24 protein-coding genes are annotated in these 22,564 nt (G+C 72.6%); 14 read left to right on the forward strand and 10 right to left on the reverse strand.

Features of this window, described 5'->3' with window-relative positions:
- Positions 1-204: 204 nt before the first annotated feature.
- Positions 205-552: a DUF6204 family protein gene (locus SSPS47_RS29275; RefSeq protein WP_164253567.1), complete on the reverse strand. Its 348-nt coding sequence runs from the start codon at positions 550-552 to the stop codon at positions 205-207.
- A 67-nt stretch (positions 553-619) separates the two neighbouring features.
- On the opposite strand from SSPS47_RS29275, the gene SSPS47_RS29280 reads away from it, so the two are divergent.
- Entirely contained in the window at positions 620-1,516 is an 897-nt protein-coding gene (locus SSPS47_RS29280; RefSeq protein ID WP_164253568.1) for an arginase family protein, read from the forward strand.
- A gap of 107 nt (positions 1,517-1,623) precedes the next feature.
- Positions 1,624-3,609 (forward strand): DUF5107 domain-containing protein, encoded by a 1,986-nt coding sequence (locus tag SSPS47_RS29285; RefSeq protein ID WP_164253569.1) that lies wholly within the window; start codon positions 1,624-1,626, stop codon positions 3,607-3,609.
- A 51-nt stretch (positions 3,610-3,660) separates the two neighbouring features.
- Here SSPS47_RS29285 and SSPS47_RS29290 read toward each other — a convergent pair whose 3' ends face one another.
- The 5 genes from SSPS47_RS29290 to SSPS47_RS29310 form a co-directional block, all read right to left on the reverse strand.
- Positions 3,661-4,020 (reverse strand): VOC family protein, encoded by a 360-nt coding sequence (locus SSPS47_RS29290; protein WP_164253570.1) that lies wholly within the window; start codon positions 4,018-4,020, stop codon positions 3,661-3,663.
- A gap of 58 nt (positions 4,021-4,078) precedes the next feature.
- The gene (locus SSPS47_RS29295) at positions 4,079-4,888 is read right to left on the reverse strand and encodes a class I SAM-dependent methyltransferase (RefSeq protein ID WP_164253571.1); all 810 of its coding nucleotides are present in this window, start codon (positions 4,886-4,888) and stop codon (positions 4,079-4,081) included.
- A gap of 100 nt (positions 4,889-4,988) precedes the next feature.
- Positions 4,989-5,546 (reverse strand): GNAT family N-acetyltransferase, encoded by a 558-nt coding sequence (locus tag SSPS47_RS29300; protein WP_164253572.1) that lies wholly within the window; start codon positions 5,544-5,546, stop codon positions 4,989-4,991.
- A 78-nt stretch (positions 5,547-5,624) separates the two neighbouring features.
- A complete protein-coding gene (locus tag SSPS47_RS29305; protein ID WP_164253573.1) occupies positions 5,625-7,127 on the reverse strand; it encodes a bifunctional phosphatase PAP2/diacylglycerol kinase family protein in 1,503 nt (500 codons plus the stop codon).
- Entirely contained in the window at positions 7,120-7,269 is a 150-nt protein-coding gene (locus SSPS47_RS29310; RefSeq protein ID WP_164253574.1) for a hypothetical protein, read from the reverse strand. Before SSPS47_RS29310 ends, SSPS47_RS29305 begins: the two co-directional genes overlap by 8 nt.
- Between SSPS47_RS29310 and SSPS47_RS29315 the strand changes: the two genes are divergently transcribed.
- Both SSPS47_RS29315 and SSPS47_RS29320 read left to right on the forward strand, forming a co-directional pair.
- Positions 7,268-7,855 carry a TIGR03086 family metal-binding protein gene (locus SSPS47_RS29315; RefSeq protein WP_164253575.1) on the forward strand — a complete coding sequence of 196 codons (588 nt, stop codon included), beginning with the start codon at positions 7,268-7,270 and terminating at the stop codon, positions 7,853-7,855. The two genes, SSPS47_RS29310 and SSPS47_RS29315, sit on opposite strands and share 2 nt — an antisense overlap.
- A 54-nt stretch (positions 7,856-7,909) precedes the next feature.
- Positions 7,910-9,160, forward strand: coding sequence for an aminotransferase class I/II-fold pyridoxal phosphate-dependent enzyme (locus tag SSPS47_RS29320; RefSeq protein WP_164253576.1), 1,251 nt, complete (start codon positions 7,910-7,912; stop codon positions 9,158-9,160).
- A gap of 170 nt (positions 9,161-9,330) precedes the next feature.
- On the opposite strand, the gene SSPS47_RS29325 is transcribed toward SSPS47_RS29320, so the two are convergent.
- Together SSPS47_RS29325 and SSPS47_RS29330 are read right to left on the reverse strand one after the other, a co-directional pair.
- A complete protein-coding gene (locus SSPS47_RS29325; protein ID WP_203558119.1) occupies positions 9,331-10,005 on the reverse strand; it encodes a VTT domain-containing protein in 675 nt (224 codons plus the stop codon).
- A gap of 11 nt (positions 10,006-10,016) precedes the next feature.
- Positions 10,017-10,808: an MBL fold metallo-hydrolase gene (locus SSPS47_RS29330; RefSeq protein WP_164253578.1), complete on the reverse strand. Its 792-nt coding sequence runs from the start codon at positions 10,806-10,808 to the stop codon at positions 10,017-10,019.
- A 300-nt stretch (positions 10,809-11,108) separates the two neighbouring features.
- Here SSPS47_RS29330 and SSPS47_RS29335 point away from each other — a divergent pair, with 300 nt between their 5' ends.
- The 4 genes from SSPS47_RS29335 (at position 11,109) to SSPS47_RS29350 (ending at position 14,551) form a co-directional block, all read left to right on the forward strand.
- Complete coding sequence (locus tag SSPS47_RS29335) at positions 11,109-11,513, forward strand: hypothetical protein (protein WP_147876432.1); 405 nt, start codon at positions 11,109-11,111, stop codon at positions 11,511-11,513.
- Between the two features lie 139 nt (positions 11,514-11,652).
- On the forward strand, positions 11,653-13,779 hold the full coding sequence (locus SSPS47_RS29340) for a phage holin family protein (RefSeq protein ID WP_164253579.1): 2,127 nt from the start codon (positions 11,653-11,655) through the stop codon (positions 13,777-13,779).
- A gap of 155 nt (positions 13,780-13,934) precedes the next feature.
- Positions 13,935-14,306 carry a hypothetical protein gene (locus SSPS47_RS29345; protein ID WP_164253580.1) on the forward strand — a complete coding sequence of 124 codons (372 nt, stop codon included), beginning with the start codon at positions 13,935-13,937 and terminating at the stop codon, positions 14,304-14,306.
- Between the two features lie 74 nt (positions 14,307-14,380).
- The gene (locus SSPS47_RS29350) at positions 14,381-14,551 is read left to right on the forward strand and encodes a hypothetical protein (protein WP_164253581.1); all 171 of its coding nucleotides are present in this window, start codon (positions 14,381-14,383) and stop codon (positions 14,549-14,551) included.
- A gap of 77 nt (positions 14,552-14,628) precedes the next feature.
- Here the strand turns inward: SSPS47_RS29350 and SSPS47_RS29355 are convergent, their stop codons facing one another.
- Positions 14,629-15,456 (reverse strand): helix-turn-helix transcriptional regulator, encoded by an 828-nt coding sequence (locus SSPS47_RS29355; protein ID WP_164253582.1) that lies wholly within the window; start codon positions 15,454-15,456, stop codon positions 14,629-14,631.
- Positions 15,457-15,658: 202 nt separating this feature from the next.
- Between SSPS47_RS29355 and SSPS47_RS29360 the strand changes: the two genes are divergently transcribed.
- The 4 genes from SSPS47_RS29360 to SSPS47_RS29375 all read left to right on the forward strand — a co-directional run bounded on the left by SSPS47_RS29360 (position 15,659) and on the right by SSPS47_RS29375 (position 19,103).
- Positions 15,659-17,503, forward strand: coding sequence for a transketolase (locus tag SSPS47_RS29360; RefSeq protein WP_164253583.1), 1,845 nt, complete (start codon positions 15,659-15,661; stop codon positions 17,501-17,503).
- A gap of 78 nt (positions 17,504-17,581) precedes the next feature.
- Positions 17,582-18,115, forward strand: a complete 534-nt coding sequence (locus tag SSPS47_RS29365; protein ID WP_164253584.1) for a type 1 glutamine amidotransferase domain-containing protein — start codon at positions 17,582-17,584, stop codon at positions 18,113-18,115.
- A gap of 124 nt (positions 18,116-18,239) precedes the next feature.
- Positions 18,240-18,512 carry a DUF5133 domain-containing protein gene (locus tag SSPS47_RS29370; RefSeq protein ID WP_164253585.1) on the forward strand — a complete coding sequence of 91 codons (273 nt, stop codon included), beginning with the start codon at positions 18,240-18,242 and terminating at the stop codon, positions 18,510-18,512.
- Between the two features lie 45 nt (positions 18,513-18,557).
- A complete protein-coding gene (locus SSPS47_RS29375; protein ID WP_147876425.1) occupies positions 18,558-19,103 on the forward strand; it encodes a ferritin-like domain-containing protein in 546 nt (181 codons plus the stop codon).
- Positions 19,104-19,240: 137 nt separating this feature from the next.
- Here SSPS47_RS29375 and SSPS47_RS29380 read toward each other — a convergent pair whose 3' ends face one another.
- Entirely contained in the window at positions 19,241-19,861 is a 621-nt protein-coding gene (locus SSPS47_RS29380) for an LAETG motif-containing sortase-dependent surface protein (RefSeq protein WP_147876424.1), read from the reverse strand.
- Positions 19,862-20,133: 272 nt separating this feature from the next.
- On the opposite strand from SSPS47_RS29380, the gene SSPS47_RS29385 reads away from it, so the two are divergent.
- On the forward strand, positions 20,134-21,591 hold the full coding sequence (locus SSPS47_RS29385; protein ID WP_164253586.1) for a PQQ-dependent sugar dehydrogenase: 1,458 nt from the start codon (positions 20,134-20,136) through the stop codon (positions 21,589-21,591).
- Complete coding sequence (locus tag SSPS47_RS29390; protein WP_164253587.1) at positions 21,581-22,534, forward strand: LamG-like jellyroll fold domain-containing protein; 954 nt, start codon at positions 21,581-21,583, stop codon at positions 22,532-22,534. The genes SSPS47_RS29385 and SSPS47_RS29390 overlap by 11 nt, the downstream gene beginning before the upstream one ends.
- Positions 22,535-22,564 lie beyond the last annotated feature (30 nt).

Raw genomic sequence — 22,564 nt, forward strand, 5'->3', positions numbered from 1 at the left:
GGACACAGCGCCCGCCCTCCGGCCCGCACGGGCCGGAGGCCGATGTCCGGCTGCCGGCACTGCGGCGTCCGCGCCCGTGCGTCGCGCGGGCTCCGGCCACGAGGGCCACTCGTCGGACTTCCTGCCCATCGACGGGGCCCGGCGCGCCCGCGAACTCCGGGCGATCACCGCGGACCCCAACCCCGACACCCCGCCGGGAGGACCTCAGCGGCCCTTGCGGTTGATCTTCATCGTGTCCATGTCCGTCACCGACGACCGCAGCTCCCCGAAGCCGACGCCCGCACCGCCGCCGAGGGCCCTCAGCGCCGTCTCCGCCCGGTCCTCGGCGAGCGCCGCCGCCATCTCCTCGCCGTCGTCGGCGTCGGACACCACCACGAAGCGGAACGAGAAGTGCCGCAGCCCCCGGTCGTAGGTCAGCGACCCCTCGGGCGTGAACCGCATCTGACCCAGACCGTGCTCCTCGACCTCGTCGAGCAACCGCGCCCGCGCCCCGTCCGCCAGGTTATGGAAAGTCCCGCGTACGATCACCCGATACGTGTGCTGCGTGGTCATGGACGTGCCGCCCTCTCACCGAGTAACCAGATTGAAGAACGAGCGTACGACGCCGAGGATGGATCGCATGCGGAATATCGTGGTGATCGACGTTCCCTCCAACCTCGGCCTCCGGCCACCCGCCCCCGGTACCGTGCCCGGCTGTTACAAGCTCGCCGGCGCCATGCGCGAGCAGCGGATCGTGCAGCGGCTCGGCGCCTTCGAGGGCGGGGTCGTCGTACCGCCGCGCTACGACCGGGGCGACTGGAAGGAGGGCGACGGGGTCTTCAACGCCGCCGCGATCGCCGCGTACACGCCCAGACTGGCCGACCGGATCGAGCGCCACGTACGGGCCGGCGACTTCCCGCTCGTCCTCGGGGGCGACTGCTCCATCCAGCTCGGCGCCTCCCTCGCGCTGCGCAGGATCGGGAGGTACGGCATCGCCGCGATCGACGGCTCCGCCGACTTCCGGCACACCGGCAACTCCCCGTCCGTCGGCGCGGCGGGCGGCGAGGAACTGGCCATCGCCACCGGGCGCGGCCAGAGCGACCTCAGCGACATCGAGGGGCTGCGCCCCTACATCCGCGACGAGGACGTGCGGCTCTTCGGCATCCGCGACCACGACGAGGACCGTGCGGAGCTGGCCCGGCTGAGGATCCCCACCGTGTCCGTCGGTGAATTCCGCCGGTGGGGCGTCGCCGACCTCGCGGGCGCCGTGCTCCAGACGCTCGAGACCCCCGTCACCGACGGCTTCTGGGTGCATCTCGATGCGGACGTCCTCGACCCCGAGGTGATGCCGGCCGTCGACGCTCCCGACCCCGGCGGACTGCTCCTTGACGAGCTGCGAACGCTGCTGACGATCCTGGTGCGCTCAGACCGCTGCGTCGGGCTCAACCTGACCATCTACGACCCCGACCTCGACCCCGAGGGCACCGCCGGAGCGCTCCTCGCGGACATCGTTGTGGCGGCCCTCACCCAAGACTGATCTCCAGGTCCTCTGTTCGGCGCGCACTCGACCGTGTTCCATGGTCATCGGGTGCGCGCCGGCCAACCGAGCCCCGGCGGCCCCAGCGAGCGAAGCGAGGTTTGCCTGTGGCCACGAGCGTGCGACGTGCCGTACTGACCCTGCCTGCCGCCCCTTTGGGGCCGGAGAACCCTCTGCCCGCGCTGCGGCCGCTCGACGAGACGCACTCCATAGACGAACGCGCCAAGCGGGACCTGCCCCGCGACATGGCACGGCAGATCGGTTACGAGCCGCTGCGCACCCTGCTGCCGGTCCGCGTCCTCGACGGCTACGGACGCGACCGCGAGCCCACCGACTTCGACACGATCGTCATCGAGAACGACCGGCTGCGGGCCACCGTCCTGCCGGGCCTCGGCGGCCGGATCCACTCCCTGCACCACAAGCCCACCGGACGCGAACTGCTCTACCGCAACCCGGTGTTCCAGCCGGCCGACTTCGCGCTCAACGGCGCCTGGTTCTCCGGCGGCATCGAGTGGAACATCGGCGCCACCGGCCACACCACGCTCTCCTGCGCGCCCGTGCACGCCGCGCTCGTCCCCGCGCCCGACGGCGGCGAGATGGTCCGGCTCTGGGAGTGGGAGCCCCTGCGGGGACTGCCGTTCCAGGTCGATCTCTGGCTGCCCGACGACTCCGACTTCCTGCACGTCGGCGTCCGCATACGCAACCCGCACCAGGGACCGGCGCCCGTCTACTGGTGGTCCAACATCGCCGTACCCGAGGACGAGCACACCCGCGTCCTCGCACCCGCCGATGAGGCGTGGCACTTCGGGTACGAACGGAGCCTGCGCCGGGTCCCGGTGCCCGAGTACGACGGCACCGACCGCACGTACCCGCTGCGGTCCGAATTCCCCGCGGACTACTTCTACGAGGTCCCCCTCGACTCCCGGAAGTGGATCACCTCGCTCGACGCGGACGGCCACGGACTCGTCCAGACCTCCACGGACACCCTGCGCGGGCGCAAGCTCTTCCTCTGGGGCGCCGGGCGCGGCGGGCGGCGCTGGCAGCGGTGGCTCACCGAACCGGGCACGCCCGGCTACGCCGAGATCCAGGCCGGGCTCGCCCGTACCCAGCTCGAACACGTCAAGCTCGAAGGCCACGACGACTTCAGCTGGCTGGAGTCGTACGGCCCGCTCGAAGCCGACCCCGCCGCGGTGCACGGCGCCGACTGGGACGCGGCCCGCGCGGAGGTCGCAGACCGTCTCGAACTCGCCCTGCCCCGCGCCGATGTCGACGCCGCGTACGAGGCGTGGCTGCCGTACGCGGACGAGGAGCCCGGCGAACGGCTCGCCACCGGCTCGGGCTGGGGCGCGCTCGAAGTCCTGCGCGGCGAGATGCGCGGCGGGTACCGACTGCATGGCACACCGTTCGACGAGTCCATGCTCGGCGAGCAACAGGCGCCGTGGGTGGAGCTGTTCACCCAGGGCACGCTCCCGAAGCCCGGTGAGATCGTGCCGCCGGGCCCGACCCTCGTCGCGCCGCACTGGCGCGACATGCTGGAGACGGCCCCCGCCGAGCCGCTGACGGAGTATCACCTCGGCGTCACCCAGTGGCACGCGGGAGACCTGGCCCAGGCGGTGCGGAGTTGGGAACGCGGCCTCAAACTCGCCCCGTCCCGCTGGCCGTTGCTCCGCTGCCTGGCCGTCGCCGATTGCGAGGGCGGCAATCCGGAACGGGCCGCCGACCAGTACGCGGAGGCCTTCGACGACCTCTGCCGCGAGCGCGTCGACGAGGGCGAGTCCTGGACCGCGGCCACGGCGTCCCTGGCGCGCGAGGCGATCGCCGCGTTGCTCGCCGTCGACCGCGCGCAGGAGGCGCGCCGCGTCTGGGACCGGCTCTCCGAGGAGACCCGCCGACGGGGCACGTTCCGGCTGATCGAGGCCCAACTGCTCCTCGCCGAGGGCGAGAAGGCCGCCGCCCGCGCCCTGTTCGACGCGGGCTTCGAGGTGGCGGACCTCCGGGAGGGCGCCGAGACACTGAACGAGGTGTGGTCGTCCCTGACGGACGACCCGCTGCCGGAGGCGTACGACTACCGGATGCGGCCCGCGGCGGACTGACGCCCGAGTCCTCGGACGGGCCGCACGCACGGCGGCCCGTCCGACGCCACGTCAGCCGCCTGTGACCGGGTTGCGGTCCGCGTACTCGAAGACCGAGCCGTCCGGGTGCAGGGCGATCAGGTTGCGGCCGGCCGGTGTGGGGACCGGGCCCGCGAGGACCTGGGCGCCGACGCCCGTGAGCGCGGTGTACGCCTCGTCGACGTCCTTGACGGCGATCGTGGCGGTGACCTTGCGCAGCACCTCGATCTCCTCGGCAGGACCGCTCATCAACAGGAAGCAACTGACGGCGGCGACGGAGACCCCGCCGCGCTCGAAACGGAGCGCGGGGCTACCGGTCAGTCGTTCGTAGAACGCGACCGAGGTCTCCAGGTCGTCGACGCAGATGCGCAGCGTGGTTCCCAGGATTTCCATACGGGTGAGGGTAGCGAAGCACCCTCACCCGCGACCATGATCTCGAAGGACCCGACCCTCAGACCCGGCACAGGACTTCGCCGTGCGGGACCATGAACCACGCGTCGGGGTCGGCGCCCCACGCGCGCCACGCCGCCGCGATGCCGGTGAGGCGCTCGTCGGTCGCGTGGCCGCCGCGCACCGCGAGCTCGGCGTAGACCGACGCCGTCGTCCGCTCCGCCCACAGGCCGCTCCACCACGCGCGTTCCTCCGGGGTGGCGAAGCACCATGCCGCCGCCGTGGACGTGATGTCGGTGAAGCCCGCGTGGCGGGCCCAGGAGCGGAGCCGGCGGCCCGCGTCCGGTTCGCCGCCGTTGGCGCGGGCGACCCGGCGGTACAGCTCCTGCCAGCCCTCCAGCTCCGGCGACACGGGGAACCAGGTGAACGCGCCGTAGTCGCTGTCGCGCGCCGCGACAACGCCTCCCGGCCTGCACACACGGCGCATCTCGCGCAGCGCCTGCACGGGGTCCCCGACGTGCTGGAGCACCTGGTGGGCGTGGACGACGTCGAAGGAGTCGTCCGGGAAGTCCAGCGCGTGGACGTCGGCGACCGCGAAGCGGACATTGGCCAGTTCGCGCGCCGCGACCGTCTCCGCGGCCCGCTCCAGCACGTCCGCCACCGCGTCCACCGCGGTCACGGTGCCGGGCGTCACCAGCTCCGCCAGATCGGCCGTGATGGTGCCGGGACCGCAGCCCACGTCCAACACCTCCAGTCCGGAACGGAGTTCGGGAAGCAGATACGCCGCCGAGTTCTCCGCCGTCCGCCAGCGGTGCGAGCGCAGGACCGACTCGTGGTGACCATGGGTGTAGACGGCGGTCTCTCGTGCCATGACCGGGCTCCCTCTCGTGAAGTGGTCCCGTCACGGTACGCCGCGATGTCGGAATATGAGACCCATGTCTCGCGATGTGGTCGGCCGGTCGGGCGGGGGCTCACTCACCGGCGGCGCGTCGCCAATCCTCGCGTGTGAGCGCGTACTCCACATCCCCCTGCTCCGAGCCGTCGATGACCTCCGGCCATTCCTCGAAGTACGTACGGAGATACCTCAGCCCGGCCTTCTCCAGCACCCGCCGGGACCCGGTGTTGACCGTCATCGTGTTCGCCGTGATCCGCTCCGTGCCCAGCTCGGTGAACGCCTTGTGTACGAGCGCGCGCGCCCCCTCCGTCGCGTACCCCCGGCCCCACACCGCCCGGTGGAGCCGGTAGCCGAGCTCCACCACCTCCCGGCCGGTGTCGTTGAGCGGGCGCAGTTCGAACCAGCCGAGCCACTCGCCGGTGGACGGCTCCTCCGCCGCCCAGAAGCCGCGGCCGAGCAGCCGGGGCAGGGCCTCGGACCGGAACGTCTCGGGCGCGGCTGGCACGCCGCCGTCGATGAAGCGCTTCACACCGGGGTCGTTGTCCAGGGCGAGGAGACGGTCGAGGTCGGCCTCGACGCAGTCGCGCAGGCGCAGCCGCGGGGTCTGGAGAAAGGGCGGGGTCTCGGAGTCCATGTCCCGGATCCTCGGCCGACACCCCCGGGCCGCGCCACGGATTTCGGCCGGGCGGGACTTCGCGGACAGGAACCGGAGTCACTGGAAGGCGCGCGGGCGGTAGACCGTCAGCCCCTCGTTCGCCTTGTCGATCGTCAACTCGGCCGGTGCCTCCGCCACTTCGCCGTCGAAGGCCAGCGGCGTACCCGGCGCGATCCCCTTGATCCGCACCCGCCGCATCCGCTCCGCCGCGTGCACCGGCGAGCGGCTCAGCGGACCGGCCGCCGCCGCGGCCAGCAGCCGCAGGCTCGGGAAGCTGCCGCCGTGCACGACGCGCACGTCCAGCAGACCGTCGGCCAGGTCGAGCCGGTGGCCGGGCGTGAACCCGAAACGCTGGTAGATGCCGTTCCCGGCGAACAGCATCCACAGGGACCGCTGCCGGCCCTCGAACTCCGCCTCCAGCTGATGCTGGCCGCGCAGCACCTTGACCGCCGCCAGCACCCCGGCGGGCCAGCCGCCGATCCGCGGCCCCCAGTGCTCCCGCACACGCACCAGCTCCGGATACACACCCAGGCTGAAGGTGTTGAGGAAATGCCCGCTGACCCCGTCGGGACCGGTGAACCGACCGAGGTCCACGCGGACCGCGTCACCCTCCGCCATCGCGCGGCACGTGTCGTGGAAGTCCTCGATCCCGAGGTCGTACGCGAAGTGGTTCAGCGTGCCGCCGGGGAACACCGCCAGCGGCAGCCCGTGCCGGGCGGCGACCACCGCGGCCCGGTTGACCGTGCCGTCACCGCCGACGATGCCCAGCGCGCGGCAGCGCTCCGCCGCCTTCTCCAGCTCCGTGTTCACCTGCTCGGGGTCGCACTCCACGAACTCCGCCAGCGGCAGCGCGTCGTGCAGCGCCCCCGCCGCGTCCGACGAGCCCGATGCCCGGTTGACGACGATCACCATGTCCTCGCCGCCCGGCATGACCGGTGCCTGCGCGTGGGGCCGGCCCGGCGACGGCAGCTGCGAGCGGGTCGGCACGATGCCCCGAACCGCGTACGCCGCGCCCACCCCGAGCGCGGCGCCCACCAGCACGTCGCTCGGGTAGTGCACGCCGGTGTAGACGCGGGACGCCGCGACGGAGAACGCGATCGGCGCCACCACCGCCCCCCAGCCCTTCGACTCCAGGGCGACCCCCGTGGCGAAGGCGGCGGCCGACGCCGCGTGCCCGGACGGGAAGGAGGTGGTGATCGGCTGCCGCTTCAGCTGCCTGATGACCGGTACGGCGTCCAGGACGGGCCGCCGGCGGCGTACCGACCGCTTGCCGACGGTGTTGATGGCCGCCGAAGCGACGGCCAGCGAGGCCACCCCGCGCAGGGCGGCGCGGCGGGAGCGCTGCCCGCGCCCGATGAGGGCGATTCCGGCGGCGGCGCCGAACCAGAGGAGACCGTGGTTGGCCGAGCGGCTGAGCCGGGGCAGCACAGGGCCGGCGCCCGGCCAGTGCCGGTCCGCCGCCGAGCTGAAGACCCGCTGGTCCCAGCCGGTGAGCAGGGCGGCGATCCGGCTCCGGGTGCCGGGATCGACCGGGGTGCGTCCCGCGTAGATGTCAGACATGGAACGCGGGTACCCCGTACGACGTGACGCCACGCAGTGACCTGGGCCGGTCGCGTCGGGCCGCCTCGTATCCGGCCGCGTGTTCGGTCGCGCGTTCGGCCGGCTCGCGTTCCGCCGGGCGGCCGGGGAGAGTGGGGGACATGGACGATCCACTGCTGGACCGGCACGGTGAGGCGCTCGACCTCTTCACGGACCGGGTGCACGCCGTCGACGCCGACCAGTGGCGGGAGGGGACGCCCTGTACCGAGTGGTCCGTGCGCGACCTGGTCAACCATCTGACGTCCGAGCAGCTCTGGGTGCCCCCGCTGGTGAGCGAGGGCCGGAGCATGGCCGAGGTGGGCGACGCCTTCGACGGCGACGTACTGGGAGAGGACCCGGTCGCCACATGGGACCGCGCCGCGGCGGCGGCGCGCGCCGCGTTCGCCGAGCGGGGAGCGCTGGAGCGCACCGTTCAGCTCTCGTACGGCGTGACCCCCGTCGCCGCCTACTGCTCGCAGATGGTGCTCGACGCCGTGGTCCACACCTGGGACCTGTCGCGTGGGATCGGTGTGAACGAGCGGCTGCCGCGTCCGCTGGTGGACTTCGCGCTGAAGGAGGTCGAGCCGTACGCGGGCAGCCTCTCGGGCAGCGGTCTGTTCGACGCCCCGCTGGAGCCACCGCCCGGCGCGGACGCGCAGACCCGCCTGCTGGCGATGCTGGGCCGCGAAACCGGCCCGTCCGCCGACTGAGCACAGCGGGCCCGACGGCCGGATCGTGGCCGGTGAGCGCGGGAGGAGACGGGCATGGCGACGGCGGGAACGGCGGGGACTCCTGGGCCGGTCCACGAGGGACGCGGTCCCGTACGGTACGGGCCACTGGCCCCGGACGTCGGCCTGCCGGCGCTGCCCGAACTCGTCGCCGTACTCGCGGACGCGGCGGACCGTACGTCGCCGGAGCCGCCCGGTGGCGGGCCCGTCCTGCGCGAGGCCGCCTGCGGCTACTGGTCGAGACGCGGCCTGCCCACGCACCCCCAGGAGGCCGCGGTGGCGGCGGGCCCGCAGCCGCTGCTCCTCGCGCTCCTCGCCGCCCACGGCGGCGACATCCTGATGCCCCGCCCTCACCCGGCCTCCTGGGCGCCGCAGGCCAGACTCCTGGGGCGGCCCGTCTTCCAGGTGCCGACACCCGCGGAGTGCGGCGGCGTACCCGATCCCTACGCCCTCCTGGAGACGGTGCGCCGGGTACGGGCCGAGGGCGGCACACCACGGCTCCTGCTGCTCTCGATCGCCGACGACCCGACCGGCACCGTCGCCCCGCCCGAGCTTCTCAGGGAGGCGTGCGAGGCCGCCGTCGGTGAGAGCATGCACATCATCAGCGACGAGACGTGGCGCGACACCCTGCACCGGCCGCACGAGAGCGTGCCGCTCAGCCCCGCCGAGATGTGGCCCGACGACGTCACGGTCTTCTTCGACCTGGCGGGCGCGTTCACCCCGGCGTCGTGGCCCGCCGCCGTCGCGCGCTTCCCCGCCACGTCCGGCGGCGCCGTGCGCAGGGCCAGGACGCTGGACCGTCTCACCGCGCTGGGCGCGCTCGTCGCGGGGCCGGTCGCCGCCGCCGCGGCCCACGCGCTGGACGAGCCGCCGGCCGTGACCGGGCGGGTCGCCGCCGCGACGGCGCTGCACGCGCGCGTGGCGGGCGCCGTGCACCACGCCGTGCTCACCGCCGGAGCGCTGACCAGACCGCCACAGGCGGGCCGCCACCTCTACGCGGACCTCGGGCCCGCGCGCCGGGGTCTCGCCGCACGCGGGGTCGGCGACTCCATGGAACTCGAAGAGTTCCTGGGCGAACGGCTGGGCATCCAGGTCCCCGGCGGCCACCGGTTCGGCGACGAACTGGGCGCGCTGCGGGTGCGGCTCGCCACCGGACCGCTGCTCGGGTCGACCCCGGAGGAGCGAACGGAGTCCCTCACCGCGGCGGACCCGCTGGAACTGCCGCACGTGGCCGAAGCACTGAGGGTCCTGACGACGGTTCTGGCAGAGGCGCTCGAACCGCGCTGAACGGGATTTCCACGACGGAACCGGGCCGGGACCGGGAGACGACACGCACCGCCGGAGAGCCCGCCGGGTGGTCGTCAACCGGCACGGTGCCGCATACCTCCGCCTCGCGGCCGCGGCCGACACGGACATCAGCCGCTGTGCGGCGGACGCTCCCGCGCACCCTGCGCCTGTCAGCCGTCCCGCTCCGCCGGACCGTCGGCGACCGGGCGACCGCCCGTCGTCGGGCCGCCCTTTCCGTCCGAGCCCTTGCCGCTTCCCCGCAGCCTTCGCCACAGCGCCGGGCCACCGCTGATCAGCACCGTCAGCGCCACCGCCGCCACCACACCCTCCCAGGGCTCCGCGAACAGCGACCCGCCGAGGATCCCGATCAGCTGGTACGTCGCCGCCCACGCCAGGCACGCCGGCAGCGCGCCCTTGGTGAACCGCGTCGTCGGCCACCGGCTGACCAGACACGCCAGCATCACCGGTATCCGCCCCGCCGGCACCAGCCGCGACAGCACCAGCACCGTCACGCCGTGCTCCCGCAGCTTGCGCTGTGCCTCCTCGAGCGTGTCGTCCGCGACCCGCCGCTCCAGCGCCGCCAGCCAGCGCGAGCCGTTCTTCGAGTTGACCCCGCGCCGTCCCAGCCAGTAGAGCGCGATGTCGCCGAGGAACGCCGCGAACGAGGCGACGACGAATATGTACAGCAGCGCGAGCGGCGCCGTCTGGTGGAAGGCGACCACGGCCGCCGAACTCACCACGGCGCCCGTCGGTACCACCGGCACCAGGGCGCCCAGCGCCACCAGCAGGAACAGCGACGGATAGGTCACCGCCTGCTGCGCAGACTCCGACGGCAACTGGCTCATGAGCTGGTCGATCACAGGGTGGCTCCCGGCCGCACACTCTCGCCGTGCTGAAGCCGGTGCACGGCGACTGAGGGCGCGCGCCGGGCCGCGAGGCGGACGAACTCATCGCCCGGCGAATGGAATTCGTGCGGTCTGACCCCGTCCAGGCCGATCGGCCAGAACGTGCCGTAGTGCACCGGCACCGCCGCGCCCGGAGCGAGGCGGCGCAGTGCCTCGGCCGCCCGGTCGGCGTTCAGATGACCGTGGCCCAGATGCGGCCCCCAGCCGCCCACCGGCAGCAACGCCACGTCGACCGTGCCCACGACGTCCGCCATCTCGTCGAAGAGGCCGGTGTCGCCCGCGAAGTACGTCCGGCGCTCACCGGTGATCACATAGCCGAGCGCGGGGGAGCGCTGCGGCCCCACCGGCAGCCGGCGCCCGTCGTGGTACGCGGGCACCGCCCGTACCCACAGCGGTCCGATCTCCACCTCGTCGCCCGCCCCGACCTCGGTGATCCGCAGACCGCCCGTCCGTCTGACGGCGTCCAGCCGCCGCAGTCCGGGAACCGCCCGCCGCGCGCCCCGCGGCACGATCAGCCGGGTGCCCGGCGCGAGCTTCGCCAGCGACGGCAGGTGCAGATGGTCGGAGTGCAGATGCGAGACCAGCACGGCGTCGGCCACGGCGGCCTCCGGCGGCGGCACGTCACCGCGCCGGCGGCGCAGATGCGCCAGCCGGCGTGCGAAGAGGGGGTCGGTCAGCACCCGGACCCCGGAGTCCTCGACGGTGCAGGTGGCATGACCCCACCAGGTGATGACATTTCCCAAAGCGGGACCTCAGCTCCGTCCGTATCAGGTCTTCAGCGTACGGCGGACGCACGGCGAAGCGGCGTCATACCGGGGTCGTACGGGCGGGGGACGGCTCGCGGCCCCCGACCCCGCGCCCCTGACCTGCGCGGCTGACCCCGCACGCCTGAGGGCGTGCGCCTGTGGCACATCCATGCGCCCACCCGTGCCCGGTACGCGCCTCCTTAAGCAGGCCCGATCGGAGTAGTGTCGTCGAACACCGGGGGACAGGGGGCGGCTTCGGGGGAGCGGTCGGGTGCAGCTGAGCGGGGGGCCGGATACATGGGCGATTTACGAGTGGCGGCGATAGCCAGCCTCACCCCGCTCGAAGAACTCGACCGCGAGCCGTTCCTGGTGGACATCCGCGGCCAGCAGGCGATGTGCGCACGCTGGGCCGCCGACAAGGGATACGTCGTCACACGGCAGTTGCTCCTCTACGGGATGCGCTCCGACCACCACGCGCTCTGGGTCGACGTCGAGGCCGGTCTGATCGACGCGTTCGTCGTCCCCAACGAGCGGGTGCTCGACCGGGCGTTGGCCTCCGTCCCGGCCTTCTACGCCGAGTGCGAGCGGCGCGGCGTCCCCGTGGAGACCGTGGGAACGGACGAACCTCTTTACGACGCCACGTCAAAGGCCAAGGTCCACCGCAGGCTCTCCATGCCCACCGCCGGGTACGACGGCTGCTGAACGCGCCCGCCCGCCGCTCGCTGCCACGTCCCTCGCCCGCCTGCGCCTCCTGAAGAAGACCGGCCCCGCCGCGCGCTGTGTCAGGCTGTGGAGCGAGCCCGTGAACGTGTGCGGGCCCTGGACGTGAGGTGAAGACGCGGTGTTCAAGGGGCGAGGGCGGACGGCCGGCAGGGCCCTGGTGCGAGTGGTCGTCGTATGGGCGGTCTCCACCCTGACCATGCTGGCGCTCGCCGGCATCCTGCCCGACTTCCAGCTCCAGGGCGCCGACGACAGCCTCACCAGGACCGCGCTCACCGCCGCCTGGGGAGCGGGCGCCTTCGGCCTGCTCAGCGCGCTCGTCTGGCCGTTCCTGGTCCGCGCCCTGCTGCTCGTCCCCGCCCTGCTGCTCGGGCTGCTGGTCTTCTTCCTCAACGGCTCCCTGCTGCTGGTCGCGCTCAAATCCACCCCCGACGGCGGGGGCGCCGCCGACCCCGAGAACGCGATCGTGGTCGCCGCCGTCATGTCCGCCGTCGCGTCGGCCACCTCCACCGCCCTCGCCGTACGCGACGACAACGCCTACCGCCGCAGGCTCTCGCGCCTCGCCGAACGCCGCCGGCGCCGCAGCGGCGAGGACAGCGCCCGCCGCGGCTACACGGCGTCGCCCGGCACCCTCTTCCTCCAACTCGACGGCGTCGGACACCAGGTGCTGCTCGACGCCGTCGCCGACGGCCACATGCCCACCGTCGCCGGCTGGCTCGGCGAGCGCCCCACCCACCGGCTCACCCCCTGGCGCACCGACTGGTCCAGCCAGACCGGCGCCAGCCAGCTCGGCATCCTGCACGGCAGCAACCACGACGTCCCCGCCTTCCGCTGGTACGAGAAGGAGAGCGGGCGGAGCATGGTCAGCAACCGGCCCGCGAGTGCCGCCGAACTCCAGCGCCGGGCCGTCGAGCACACCCGCGACGCCGGGCTCCTCACCCTCGACGGCGCCAGCCGCGGCAACCTCTTCAGCGGCGGCGCCGACCAGCTCGCGCTCGTCCTGTCGATGGCCGCGCGGCGCGGCAGGGCGACCCGCTCACGGGCCGGGTACTTCGCGTACTTCACCGACCCGGCCAACGCCGTCCGCACCGCCGTCTCCTTCGTCGCCGAGGTCTGCCGCGAGATAGGCCAGTCGACGCACGCGAGGATCCGCGGCGACCGGCCGCGGGTGAGCCGGGGCGGCCTCTACCCCTTCATCCGCGCCTTCGCGACCGTCGTCGAGCGGGACGTCGTGGTCGCGGCGGTGATAGGGGACATGCTGGCCGGCCGCGCCGCCGTCTACGCCGACCTCGTCGCGTACGACGAGGTCGCCCACCACTCGGGACCGCACAGCCGCGACGCCACCCGCGTCCTGGAGCGGCTGGACCGCTCGATCGCGCTGCTGGCCAAGGTCGCCGACCACGCGCCGCGCTCGTACCGGCTCGTGCTCCTCTCCGACCACGGCCAGAGCCCCGGTGAGACCTTCCTGGGCGGGTACGGGCTCACGCTCCGCGATCTCGTACGGGCCGGCTGCGGACTGCCCGTACCGCGCCGCGCGGTGCGCACCAAGAGCGGCGCCGAGGCGCGCGACGCCGCCCGTGACGCCGTACGGACGGCGCTCCACCGCCCCGTCGAGGAGGGCGAGGAGGGCGACGAGAAGCGGTCGGCGCGGGGCTCCGACCCGATCGTGCTCGCCTCCGGGAATCTGGGGCTGATCTCCTTCCCGGACGTCCCGGAGCGGATGAGCCGCGAACAGATCGACGAACGTCACCCCGCGCTGCTGCGGACCCTCGCCAACCATCCGGGCATCGGCTTCCTCCTCGTACGGAGCGAGGCGAACGGTTCCGTGGTGCTCGGCCCCGCCGGGGCGGAGATCCCGGTCGCCAAGCTGGACGACACGGGGCTGCTGGCCACGATGGGGCCGGGCGCCGCCGACGCGGTCCGGCGCACCGACACCTTCCCGCATGTCGCGGACATCATGGTCAACTCGATGTACGACCCGGCGACGGGCCGGGTGCACGCGTTCGAGGAGCAGATCGGCTCCCACGGAGGGCTCGGCGGCGAGCAGTCGAACGCCTTCCTGCTGTCGCCCCTGACCCTGCCCCCGCCCGTGCCCGGCGGCGGCGAGCTGGTGGGCGCGGAGCAGGTCCACACGGTGCTGAAGCGCTGGCTGTACGACGGTCTGGGACCGCAGGTCCCCCTCGGTCTGACGCCGTCCACGGCGGTCGTGCCCCGCGAGGAGACGGAGCCGAGCCCCGAGGGAACCTGAGCCAGGCGGGGGAGCACCGGGACCCGCTCCCGCGCCTGGGGGCGGCCCTGCCCGGGTCGGCGTAACCCGCGTCCGCCAGGAGAGCGTTTCTCGCCCCTCCGGCGCGCACGGCGGCGTCCACGGGCACAGGATGCACGATCAGGAGGTCGTGCCGAGTGAACAGCGCCCTGGAACCGCGCAGCCCCCGGCCCGCCACGGCGGGCCGTCCCCCCGCCCGCGCCGTTGTGCTGCTGCTGGTGCTGCTCGCCCTCCTCGGGATGTCGCTCGACCCGTGCGCGTCGGCCGCGCGCGGCGCGGAACCCCGGCCGGCCGCCTCGACGCCGCCCGAGCCCGCTGGAGAGGGACACCACGACACGGCGATGGCGGCGCAGCCCGCCTCGGCCAGGGCCGGCAGCCGGGCGGCGGGCCCACGCGCCGGGAGGGACCGCAGGCCGTCGCGGCCTCCGTACGGAGGTTCCGCCGCCGCCTCGTCGAGGACCGGGCCGGTCGCGGCGCCGCCCGTCCGCCGTGTGGTGCTGCGCTGCTGAGAGGTCCGGCACGCCCGCGTGCCCGTCGACCCCATCCAGCCGGTCAACCCCCATCGCACCGCGAGGACACAGCCATGCCCATCGACCCCTTCGCCGTACTCAACGCCCTGCTGCGCGCCGAGGCCGCGCGCTCCGCCGAGCACGGGACCGAGGCCCCGGCGCCCACACCCGCCGCGCCCCCGGCCGCCCCCGACGACCTGATCACCGAGCCGCGCCCGCACCGGGACGGACACGACAGGTCCTAGGGGGCGTCTTGTCGGCTCGCGGATCGGACGTCCCGGCATCGGACCCTCTCCGGTGCCGGGGGCCGGGCCCGGCGTGCTCAGCCCAAGGCGGACATGAGGTACTTCGCCGTCGCGGGATCGGCCGGCAGGAACGTCTCGATCGCCAGCTCGGCGACCGTCACGTCCATCGGTGTGTTGAACGTCGAGATGGACGACAGGAAGGTCAGCACCTGCCCCCCGTGCTCGATCCGCAGCGGCAGGGCGAACGTCCCCAGCGCGAACGCCGCCGCGTCCTGGGCGTCCTCGGCCCCCTCCGGCCCGTCGCCGACCCCCTCGGGCGGCGGATACGCGGCGACCTCCTCGTACAGCGCCCGCAGTTCCTCGGAGCGGGCCAGCGCGATCTGCCGCTCCATCTGGTGCAGCAGATGGAGCCGCCACTGCCGGAGATTGCGGATACGCGGCGCGGCCCCCTCCGGGTGCAGGATGGCCCGCATCGCGTTCACCGGCGGCACCAGCAGATGCTCGGGCACGCCCTCCATCAGCAGGGCGAGGCCCCGATTGGCCGCCACCAGCGTGTACGTTCCGTCCACGACGAGGGCCGGATACGGCTCGTACCCCCGCAGCAGCCGCTCCAGCCCCTCCCGCACCACCGCCATCGACGGGTCGTCCATCGCCGTCTCGGTGAACCGTGGCGCGTAACCGGCCGCCAGCAGCAGGGTGTTGCGCTCCCGCACCGGTACGTCCAGATGCTCCGAGAGCCGAAGGATCATCGCCTCGCTCGGCCGGGACCTGCCCGTCTCGACGAAGCTGATGTGACGGGCTGACGAGTCGGCGCGCAGGGCCAGCTCCAGCTGGCTGATCCGGCGCTGTTCACGCCAGCCCCTGAGGAGTGGACCGACCTCCGTACCCGACGCGCGAGATGTCATACCCGGACGGTAGCCGGGTCCGGGACGGAGCCGCCCCGGACCCGGTGTTCTGCGGGCTCCTCCCAGGTGGGGCAATCTGGTTGTCAAGGGGCGAAACCAGGAGTGACTCCCGTTTGCCGCCGCACTCCCCGGGCACCAGGGCAGCCGGGAAGCCACCGTCCGCCCGTCCGGCCGCACCCGGTCGTATCCGGTGAGGAGTGACATGCGTACCGAACTTCTGACAGAACTGGCGCAGCAGCTCAGGGTGGACTCGGTCCGGGTCGCCGACATGGCGGGTTCCGGTCATCCGACCTCGTCCATGTCCGCGGCCGACCTCGCCGCCGTACTGCTGGCCAATCACCTCACGTACGACTTCGACCGGCCCGACCACCCGGGGAACGACCGGCTGATCTTCTCCAAGGGGCACGCGTCACCCCTGCTGTACTCCATGTACCTCGCGGCCGGTGCCGTGGACGAGTCGGAGTTCCGCACCTACCGCAGGCAGGGCAGCAGGCTCGAAGGCCACCCCACGCCCCGGCTCCCCTGGGTGGACGTGGCGACCGGCTCGCTCGGGCAGGGCCTGCCGGTGGGCGTCGGAATGGCGCTCGCCGGGCAGCGGCTGGGCAAGGTCCCGTACCGGGTCTGGGTGCTCTGCGGAGACAGCGAGATGGCCGAGGGCTCGATCTGGGAGGCCGCCGAGCACGCCGGATACCAGCATCTCGACTCGCTGACGATGATCCTCGACGTGAACCGGCTCGGCCAGCGCGGTCCCACCCGCCACGAGCACGACCTCGGCGCCTACACCCGCAGGCTGCACGCCTTCGGCTGGCACACCATCGAGGTCGACGGCCATGACATCGACGCGATCGACGCGGCCTGCAACGAGGCCCGCTCGACGGTCGGGGAGCCGACGGCGATCATCGCCGCCACCAGGAAGGGCCGGGGAGTCGCCGCCGTCGAGGACAAGGAGGGCAAGCACGGCAAGCCCCTGCCGGACGCGGCGGGCGCCATCGAGGAGCTGGGCGGCCGGCGGAACCTGCGGGTCGAGGTGCGCAAGCCCGACGCGGCGGCCACCGACCCCCGCACCGAGGTCGGCCATCTGAACCTGCCGCGCTTCGACGTGGGTGACGAGATCGCCACCCGTGACGCCTACGGGCAGGCCCTGACCGCGCTCGGCTCCGCACGCGGCGACATCGTCGCGCTCGACGGCGAGGTCGGTGACTCGACCCGTACCGAGTTCTTCTCGAAGGAGCACCCCGAGCGGTACTTCGAGCTCTACATCGCCGAGCAGCAGCTGGTGGCCGCCGCCGTCGGCATGCAGGCGTGCGGGCAGATCCCGTACGCCTCCACCTTCGCGGCCTTCCTCACCCGCGCCCACGACTTCCTGCGGATGGCCACGGTCAGTCGTGCGTCGATCAGCGTCGTCGGCTCGCACGCCGGGGTCTCCATCGGCCAGGACGGGCCCTCCCAGATGGGCCTCGAAGACCTCGCCATGTTCCGTGTCCTGCACGGCACTACGGTGCTCCAGCCGTGCGACGCGAACCAGACGACCCGGCTCGTCGCCGCGATGGCCGAACTGGAGGGCGTCTGCTATCTGCGCACACTGCGCGGGAAGACACCGGTCGTCTACGGCCCCGACGAGCAGTTCCCCGTCGGCGGCAGCAAGGTGCTCCGCCACTCCATCGACGACCGGATGACGCTCGTCGGCTCCGGGATCACCGTCCATGAGTGCCTCAAGGCGGCCGATCTGCTGGCCGCCGAGAGCATCGCCGTGCGGGTCGTCGACATGTACTCGATCAAACCGGCCGACGAGGTCACCCTCCAGGCCGCCGCCGCCGACACCGGATGTCTGATCACGGTGGAGGACCACCACCCGCAGGGTGGCCTCGGCGACGCCGTCGCGGAGGTCTTCTCCGACGGCAGGCCGGCGCCCCGCCTGGTGCGGCTCGGTGTACGGAACATGCCGGGCTCCGCGACCCCGGCCGAGCAGCTGCGCGGTGCGGGCATCGACGCCGACTCGATCGCCGCCGCCGTGAAGCTGCTGACGGGGACCGCCGTGGTGCGCTGACGGCGGCGCACGCGAGCGCCGGCCCGACCGGGATCGCGCAAGAGAGTCGAACACAGAGCACAGAAGGAGTGAGTCCCCATGCGCGTCGCGTTTCTGATGGCCCCCGAGGGCATCGAGCAGGTCGAGCTGACCGAGCCCTGGCAGACGGTGGTCGACGCCGGTGGTGAGCCCGTCCTCGTCTCGACCCGGGCGGGCCGGGTGCAGGCCTTCAATCACCTGGACAAGGCCGACACCTTCCCGGTGGACGCGACGGTGGCCGACAGCACGGTCGACGGCTTCGACGGACTCGTCCTGCCCGGCGGCGTGGCCAACCCGGACGCCCTGCGGACGGACGATGGGGCGGTCGCCTTCGTCAGGGGATTCTTCGACGCGGGCAAGCCGGTGGCGGCGATCTGCCACGCCCCCTGGACGCTGGTCGAGGCGGACGTGGTGCGCGGCAGGACCCTGACCTCCTGGCCGAGTCTGCGGACGGACATCCGCAACGCGGGCGGTACCTGGGTGGACGAGCAGGTCCAGATCTGCACCGACGGGCCGAACACCCTCGTCACCAGCCGCAGGCCCGACGATCTGAAGGCGTTCGACTCGGTCTTCATCGACGTCTTCGACGCCTGAGGATTTGTTACACAACGCGCCCGTTTGCGTACGCCGTGCGATCGGCGCAATGTGGACGAGCCGGACAACGTCTGTCGGGCGTCCGCCCGGGCAGCCGGGCCGACCTCGGGATCGGGAGACGAGCATGCTTCTGCCGGACAAGGCCCGGCTCGCCCAGCTTCTGCGCCGCTACCGGATCTGGGAGCGGCTGGTCCTCCAGGAGCCGCACAACTCGGTGCGCAGGCGGCGGCTGGACGACGCCGCCTACACCCTGTGCGTGCTGATGGGACACCGCACCGCGCACGAGGCGATCCGGGCGGCGGAGTCGTATCTCGGCAGAGGCCATCGGGGAGTGCGGGCGCGTAAAGCGGCCCAGGCGCGCAGGGCGACCGAAATCTCCGGGGCCGGCGAATTCTGAGGCCCGGCGGACAGCGGCAGCCGGAAAGAAGGGGCGTGAACGGGCATGGCCGAATTCCTCACCGACATCCGGACGATTCGCGAACGCGCGCGCAAGGAGATCGAGAAAGGACCGGTGACGGATGCCTACGGGGCGGATCTCGGCCGCGTCATCCAGGTCCTGAACGAGGCGCTCGCCACCGAGATCGTCTGCACCCTGCGCTACAAGCGGCACTACTACACGGCGACGGGACTGTACGCGGAGCCGGTCGCCGCGGAATTCCTGGAGCACGCGGGGGAGGAGCAGCAGCACGCCGACAGGCTGGCCGAGCGGATCGTACAGCTCGGTGGTGAGCCCGACTTCAACCCGGACACACTGACCAAGCGCTCGCACGCGGAGTACGACGCGAGCCTGGACCTGATCGAGATGATCAAGGAGGACCTGGTCGCCGAGCGGGTCGCCATCGCGGCCTACACGGAGATCGCGCAGTGGCTCGGGGACGGTGACCCCACCACGCGCCGTATCTTCGAGGATCTCCTCGCGCAGGAGGAGGAGCACGCGGACGACCTGCGCGGACTGCTGGAGCGACTGCCGGCCGGTGCCAAGTCCTGACCGGGGGTGCGCCGCCGGCAACGACACCGCCGCCGGCCGACGGGCACTCAAGTGCCCGTCGGCCGACGGCGGTTCTGCGTCCGTCGGCGGTGGTTCGGCCTTCGGTCGGCAGTCGTCGGCGGTGGCCGCGCGGTGGGTCAGTTACCCACGGTGCGGCGCTTGCGCGCGGCCCACGTGATGCCCGCACCGGCGACGAGTATGACGGCCGCGGCGCCCGCGATCAGCGGGGTGGTGCTGGAGGAACCCGTCTCGGCGAGGTCGTCACCGGCGGGGCTCGGCTGCGACGACGGCACGGCGGCGCCGGTCGTCTTGCTCGGCTCCGGCTCCGGCTTCGGCTCCTCCGCGGGCGGCGTGGGCTCGTCCGGAGGCGTCGTCGACGGCTCGGGCTCGGGCTCGGTGCCTTCGCAGACCGGCGCGGTCTTGGTGTCGTTGAGCGAACCGTCGTTGCCCGAACCGTCCACCACCACGAGGTGGAGCTTCAGTTCCTTCGTGTGCTCGGGCAGTTCGATCTTCTTGTGGAACTCGCCACCGAACTTCTCGGTGGGCAGCAGCTCCTTGCCGTCGACGGTCAGGGTCACCGTGTTCTCGGCGTCGGCGGTGTAGTTGACGAGATCGACGCTCACCTCCGAGCAGGTCACGGCCCAGGCCGGGGTGTGCGCCACCGCCGGGCCGGCGAAGAGGCCGACGCCGAGCGCACTCGCCGCCGCGACCGTCACGAGCGCCCCGGGGCGTCGCCACGATCTGTTGAATACAGTCACTGAAATCCTCCGCGGGAACTGCGCCGGCCGGGATGGCGGCGCGCGCGCACAGTACCGCCATTCGGGACCCACTTCGCACGCACCCCTGCCGACTTGACCGTCCCATGGGGCTGTTGTGCCCGAAATCGATGCCCACGCCACTTTGCTCGCTCCCGGCCCCTTGCCGTGCCCTTGTCTCGTTTGTAACTTGGCGCAGATGCTTTGCGGGAAGCGCTTTCTGCGCGGTCCGGGATCATACGGACCGCGCCGTCCGAGCCGATGAGGTGAGCGGGATGCCCAAGCCCGGAACAACAGGCAGAAGCCGACTGGCCATCGCGGCGGGGGTGTTGCTGATGGCGCTTTTCGTGCCACCGGCCGTGGCGCGGGAGGACGGGCCGATCGCCGATCCGCTGCCCGATCCGACGCTCTCCGAAATTGGCCTGGTTCTTGACGAGTTCTCGACCCTCCCCAAGTCCGAACCGGTACCACCGCCGACCGACGACCGGCTGAAGCGCTGGGCGCGGATCAACTTCGTCGGTGAAGTCCCGGACGGCTCGGGCCGGTTGTACGTGCCCGACCTCAACGGCAAGCTGCATCTGCTGGACGACGCGGGCACCCCCACCGAGTATCTGGACGTCGGCGCGGCCTTCGGTCCCGACTTCTGGTCCCACCAGGGACTCGGCAGCGGCTTCGGATTCGTCGCGTTCCACCCGGAGTTCGGGGACAACGGCAAGTTCTACACCGTCCACACCGAGGCCAGGGACGCGCTCAAGAAGCGTCCCGACCTGCCCTCCGGCGGAGTCACGGTCGTCCACAGCGTGGTCACGGAGTGGACGGCCGACGACCCGGCCGCCGCGACCTTCGACGGCTCGCGCCGCGAGGTGATGCGGCTCGGTTTCCAGAGCACGATCCACGACATCCAGGAGATCGACTTCAACCCCAACGCCGGGCCCGGCGACGAGGATTACGGGCTGCTCTACATCGCGGCCGGCGACGGCGGAGCGGGCTGGCGCAGTTCCGTACCGCAGGATCTTTACGTACCGCAGGGCAAGATCCTGCGCATCGACCCGAGCGGCCACAACGGCCCCGGCGGCAAGTACGGCATCCCGCCGTCCAACCCCTTCACGCACCGGCAGTACGTGCTCGGCGAGATCTACGCGTACGGCTTCCGCGACCCGCACCGCTTCAGCTGGGACTCGGCGGGCGACGGACAGCTGTTCGTCGGGAACATCGGGGAGCACCGCATCGAGTCCGTCTACGACGTCAGGGCCGGTGACAACCTCGGCTGGAGCGACCGCGAGGGGCCCTTCGAGTACCGCAAGGAGGGCAACCCGACCTGCGGTGTCTACCAACTCCCCGACAACGACGAGCAGTACGGCTACACCTATCCGGTCGCGGCCTTCGACCACGTGCCGCCGCCGGCCACACCGTGCGCCGACAGCGGCAACGCGCTGATCGGTGGCTTCGTCTACCGGGGCGCGGAGATCCCGCAGTTGCGGGGCAAGTACGTGTACGGCGAGGGCGTCGGCGGCCGGATCCTCTACTCCGAGGTGGCCGACATGCGCCGCGGCGGGCCGCTCGCCGAAGTGCACCAGTTCAAGGTCGTCGACGCGGCGGGCGCGACGACCTCCATGGCGGAACTGGCGGGGGACGACCGGGTCGACCTCCGGTTCGGCACGGACCGCGCGGGTGAGCTGTACGTGCTCGCCAAGGCCAACGGAAAGATCTGGAAGGTGACCGATGCGCGCTGACCCAGCGGGGCGCGGCAGGCTCGCCCTCGCCGTCGCCCTCACCACGACACTCCTGGTCACGGGGTTCGCCCCGGCGGACGCACCCGCCGGCCGGAGCACGGGCGGACCCGCACACGTGCCTCGCCCGGTCGCCGCGTACGACTTCGAGCACCCCGTCCCCGGTGACCCGGCCCGCGAGCGGGACCGGGGCCGGTCGGGCACCACACTGGAACTCGTCAACGGCGGCGCCCAGTCCCGGGTGAGGGACGACGAGCGGCCCGGCCGGGTCCTGCGCACGCGACAGGTCTCGCCGGAGACCGCCGGGAGCGACGACTGGAAGGCGGGCGTGTACGGCCCGCAGGGGGTGCCGACCCTGCGCGCCTTCAGCGGCGCGCGGGAGACCACCGTCATGGGCTGGTTCAGGATGACCGCCGGCAATCCCGCGCCGAACTCCAACACCGCTGATCCGGGCGACCGTTACAACGCGATCGGCCTCGCCGGGATCCTCTCCGGCACCTCGCAGGGCCACGATGTGCGCGCCCTGCTCGAACTCATCACGGTGGAAGGGGAGATGAAGGTCGTCGCGCTCGGCCGCCGGGTGGACAACGGGAGTTCGCAGACGTTTGCCGCCGACGCCGACTGGCGGGAGATCCTGCCGCCCGACACGTGGGTGTCACTCGCGGCGACGTTCGACTTCGACACCGGCACGATGGCGCTGTACCGCGACGGCCGCCCGCTGCCCGGCCGGCATGTCGTGGCCGGTGACCCCTGGGCGGTGGAGGGGGCACCGGAGCCCGACGCCGCGTCGCCCACCGATCCGCGCGGAATCAAGATCGGCGGCAGTTATCCGCAGAACACCCAGGAGGGCAATCCCTGCGACTGCCGGATGGACGACCTGATGTTCTTCGACCGGGTGCTCACACCCGACGAGATCATGTCGCAGTACCGGCGCACGCGAGGATAATGGGACGGACGGGGCAGACAGCCACAGTTC

It is taken from the genome of Streptomyces sp. S4.7 (genome assembly GCF_010384365.1).
In the GTDB taxonomy this organism is placed as follows: Bacteria; Actinomycetota; Actinomycetes; order Streptomycetales; family Streptomycetaceae; genus Streptomyces.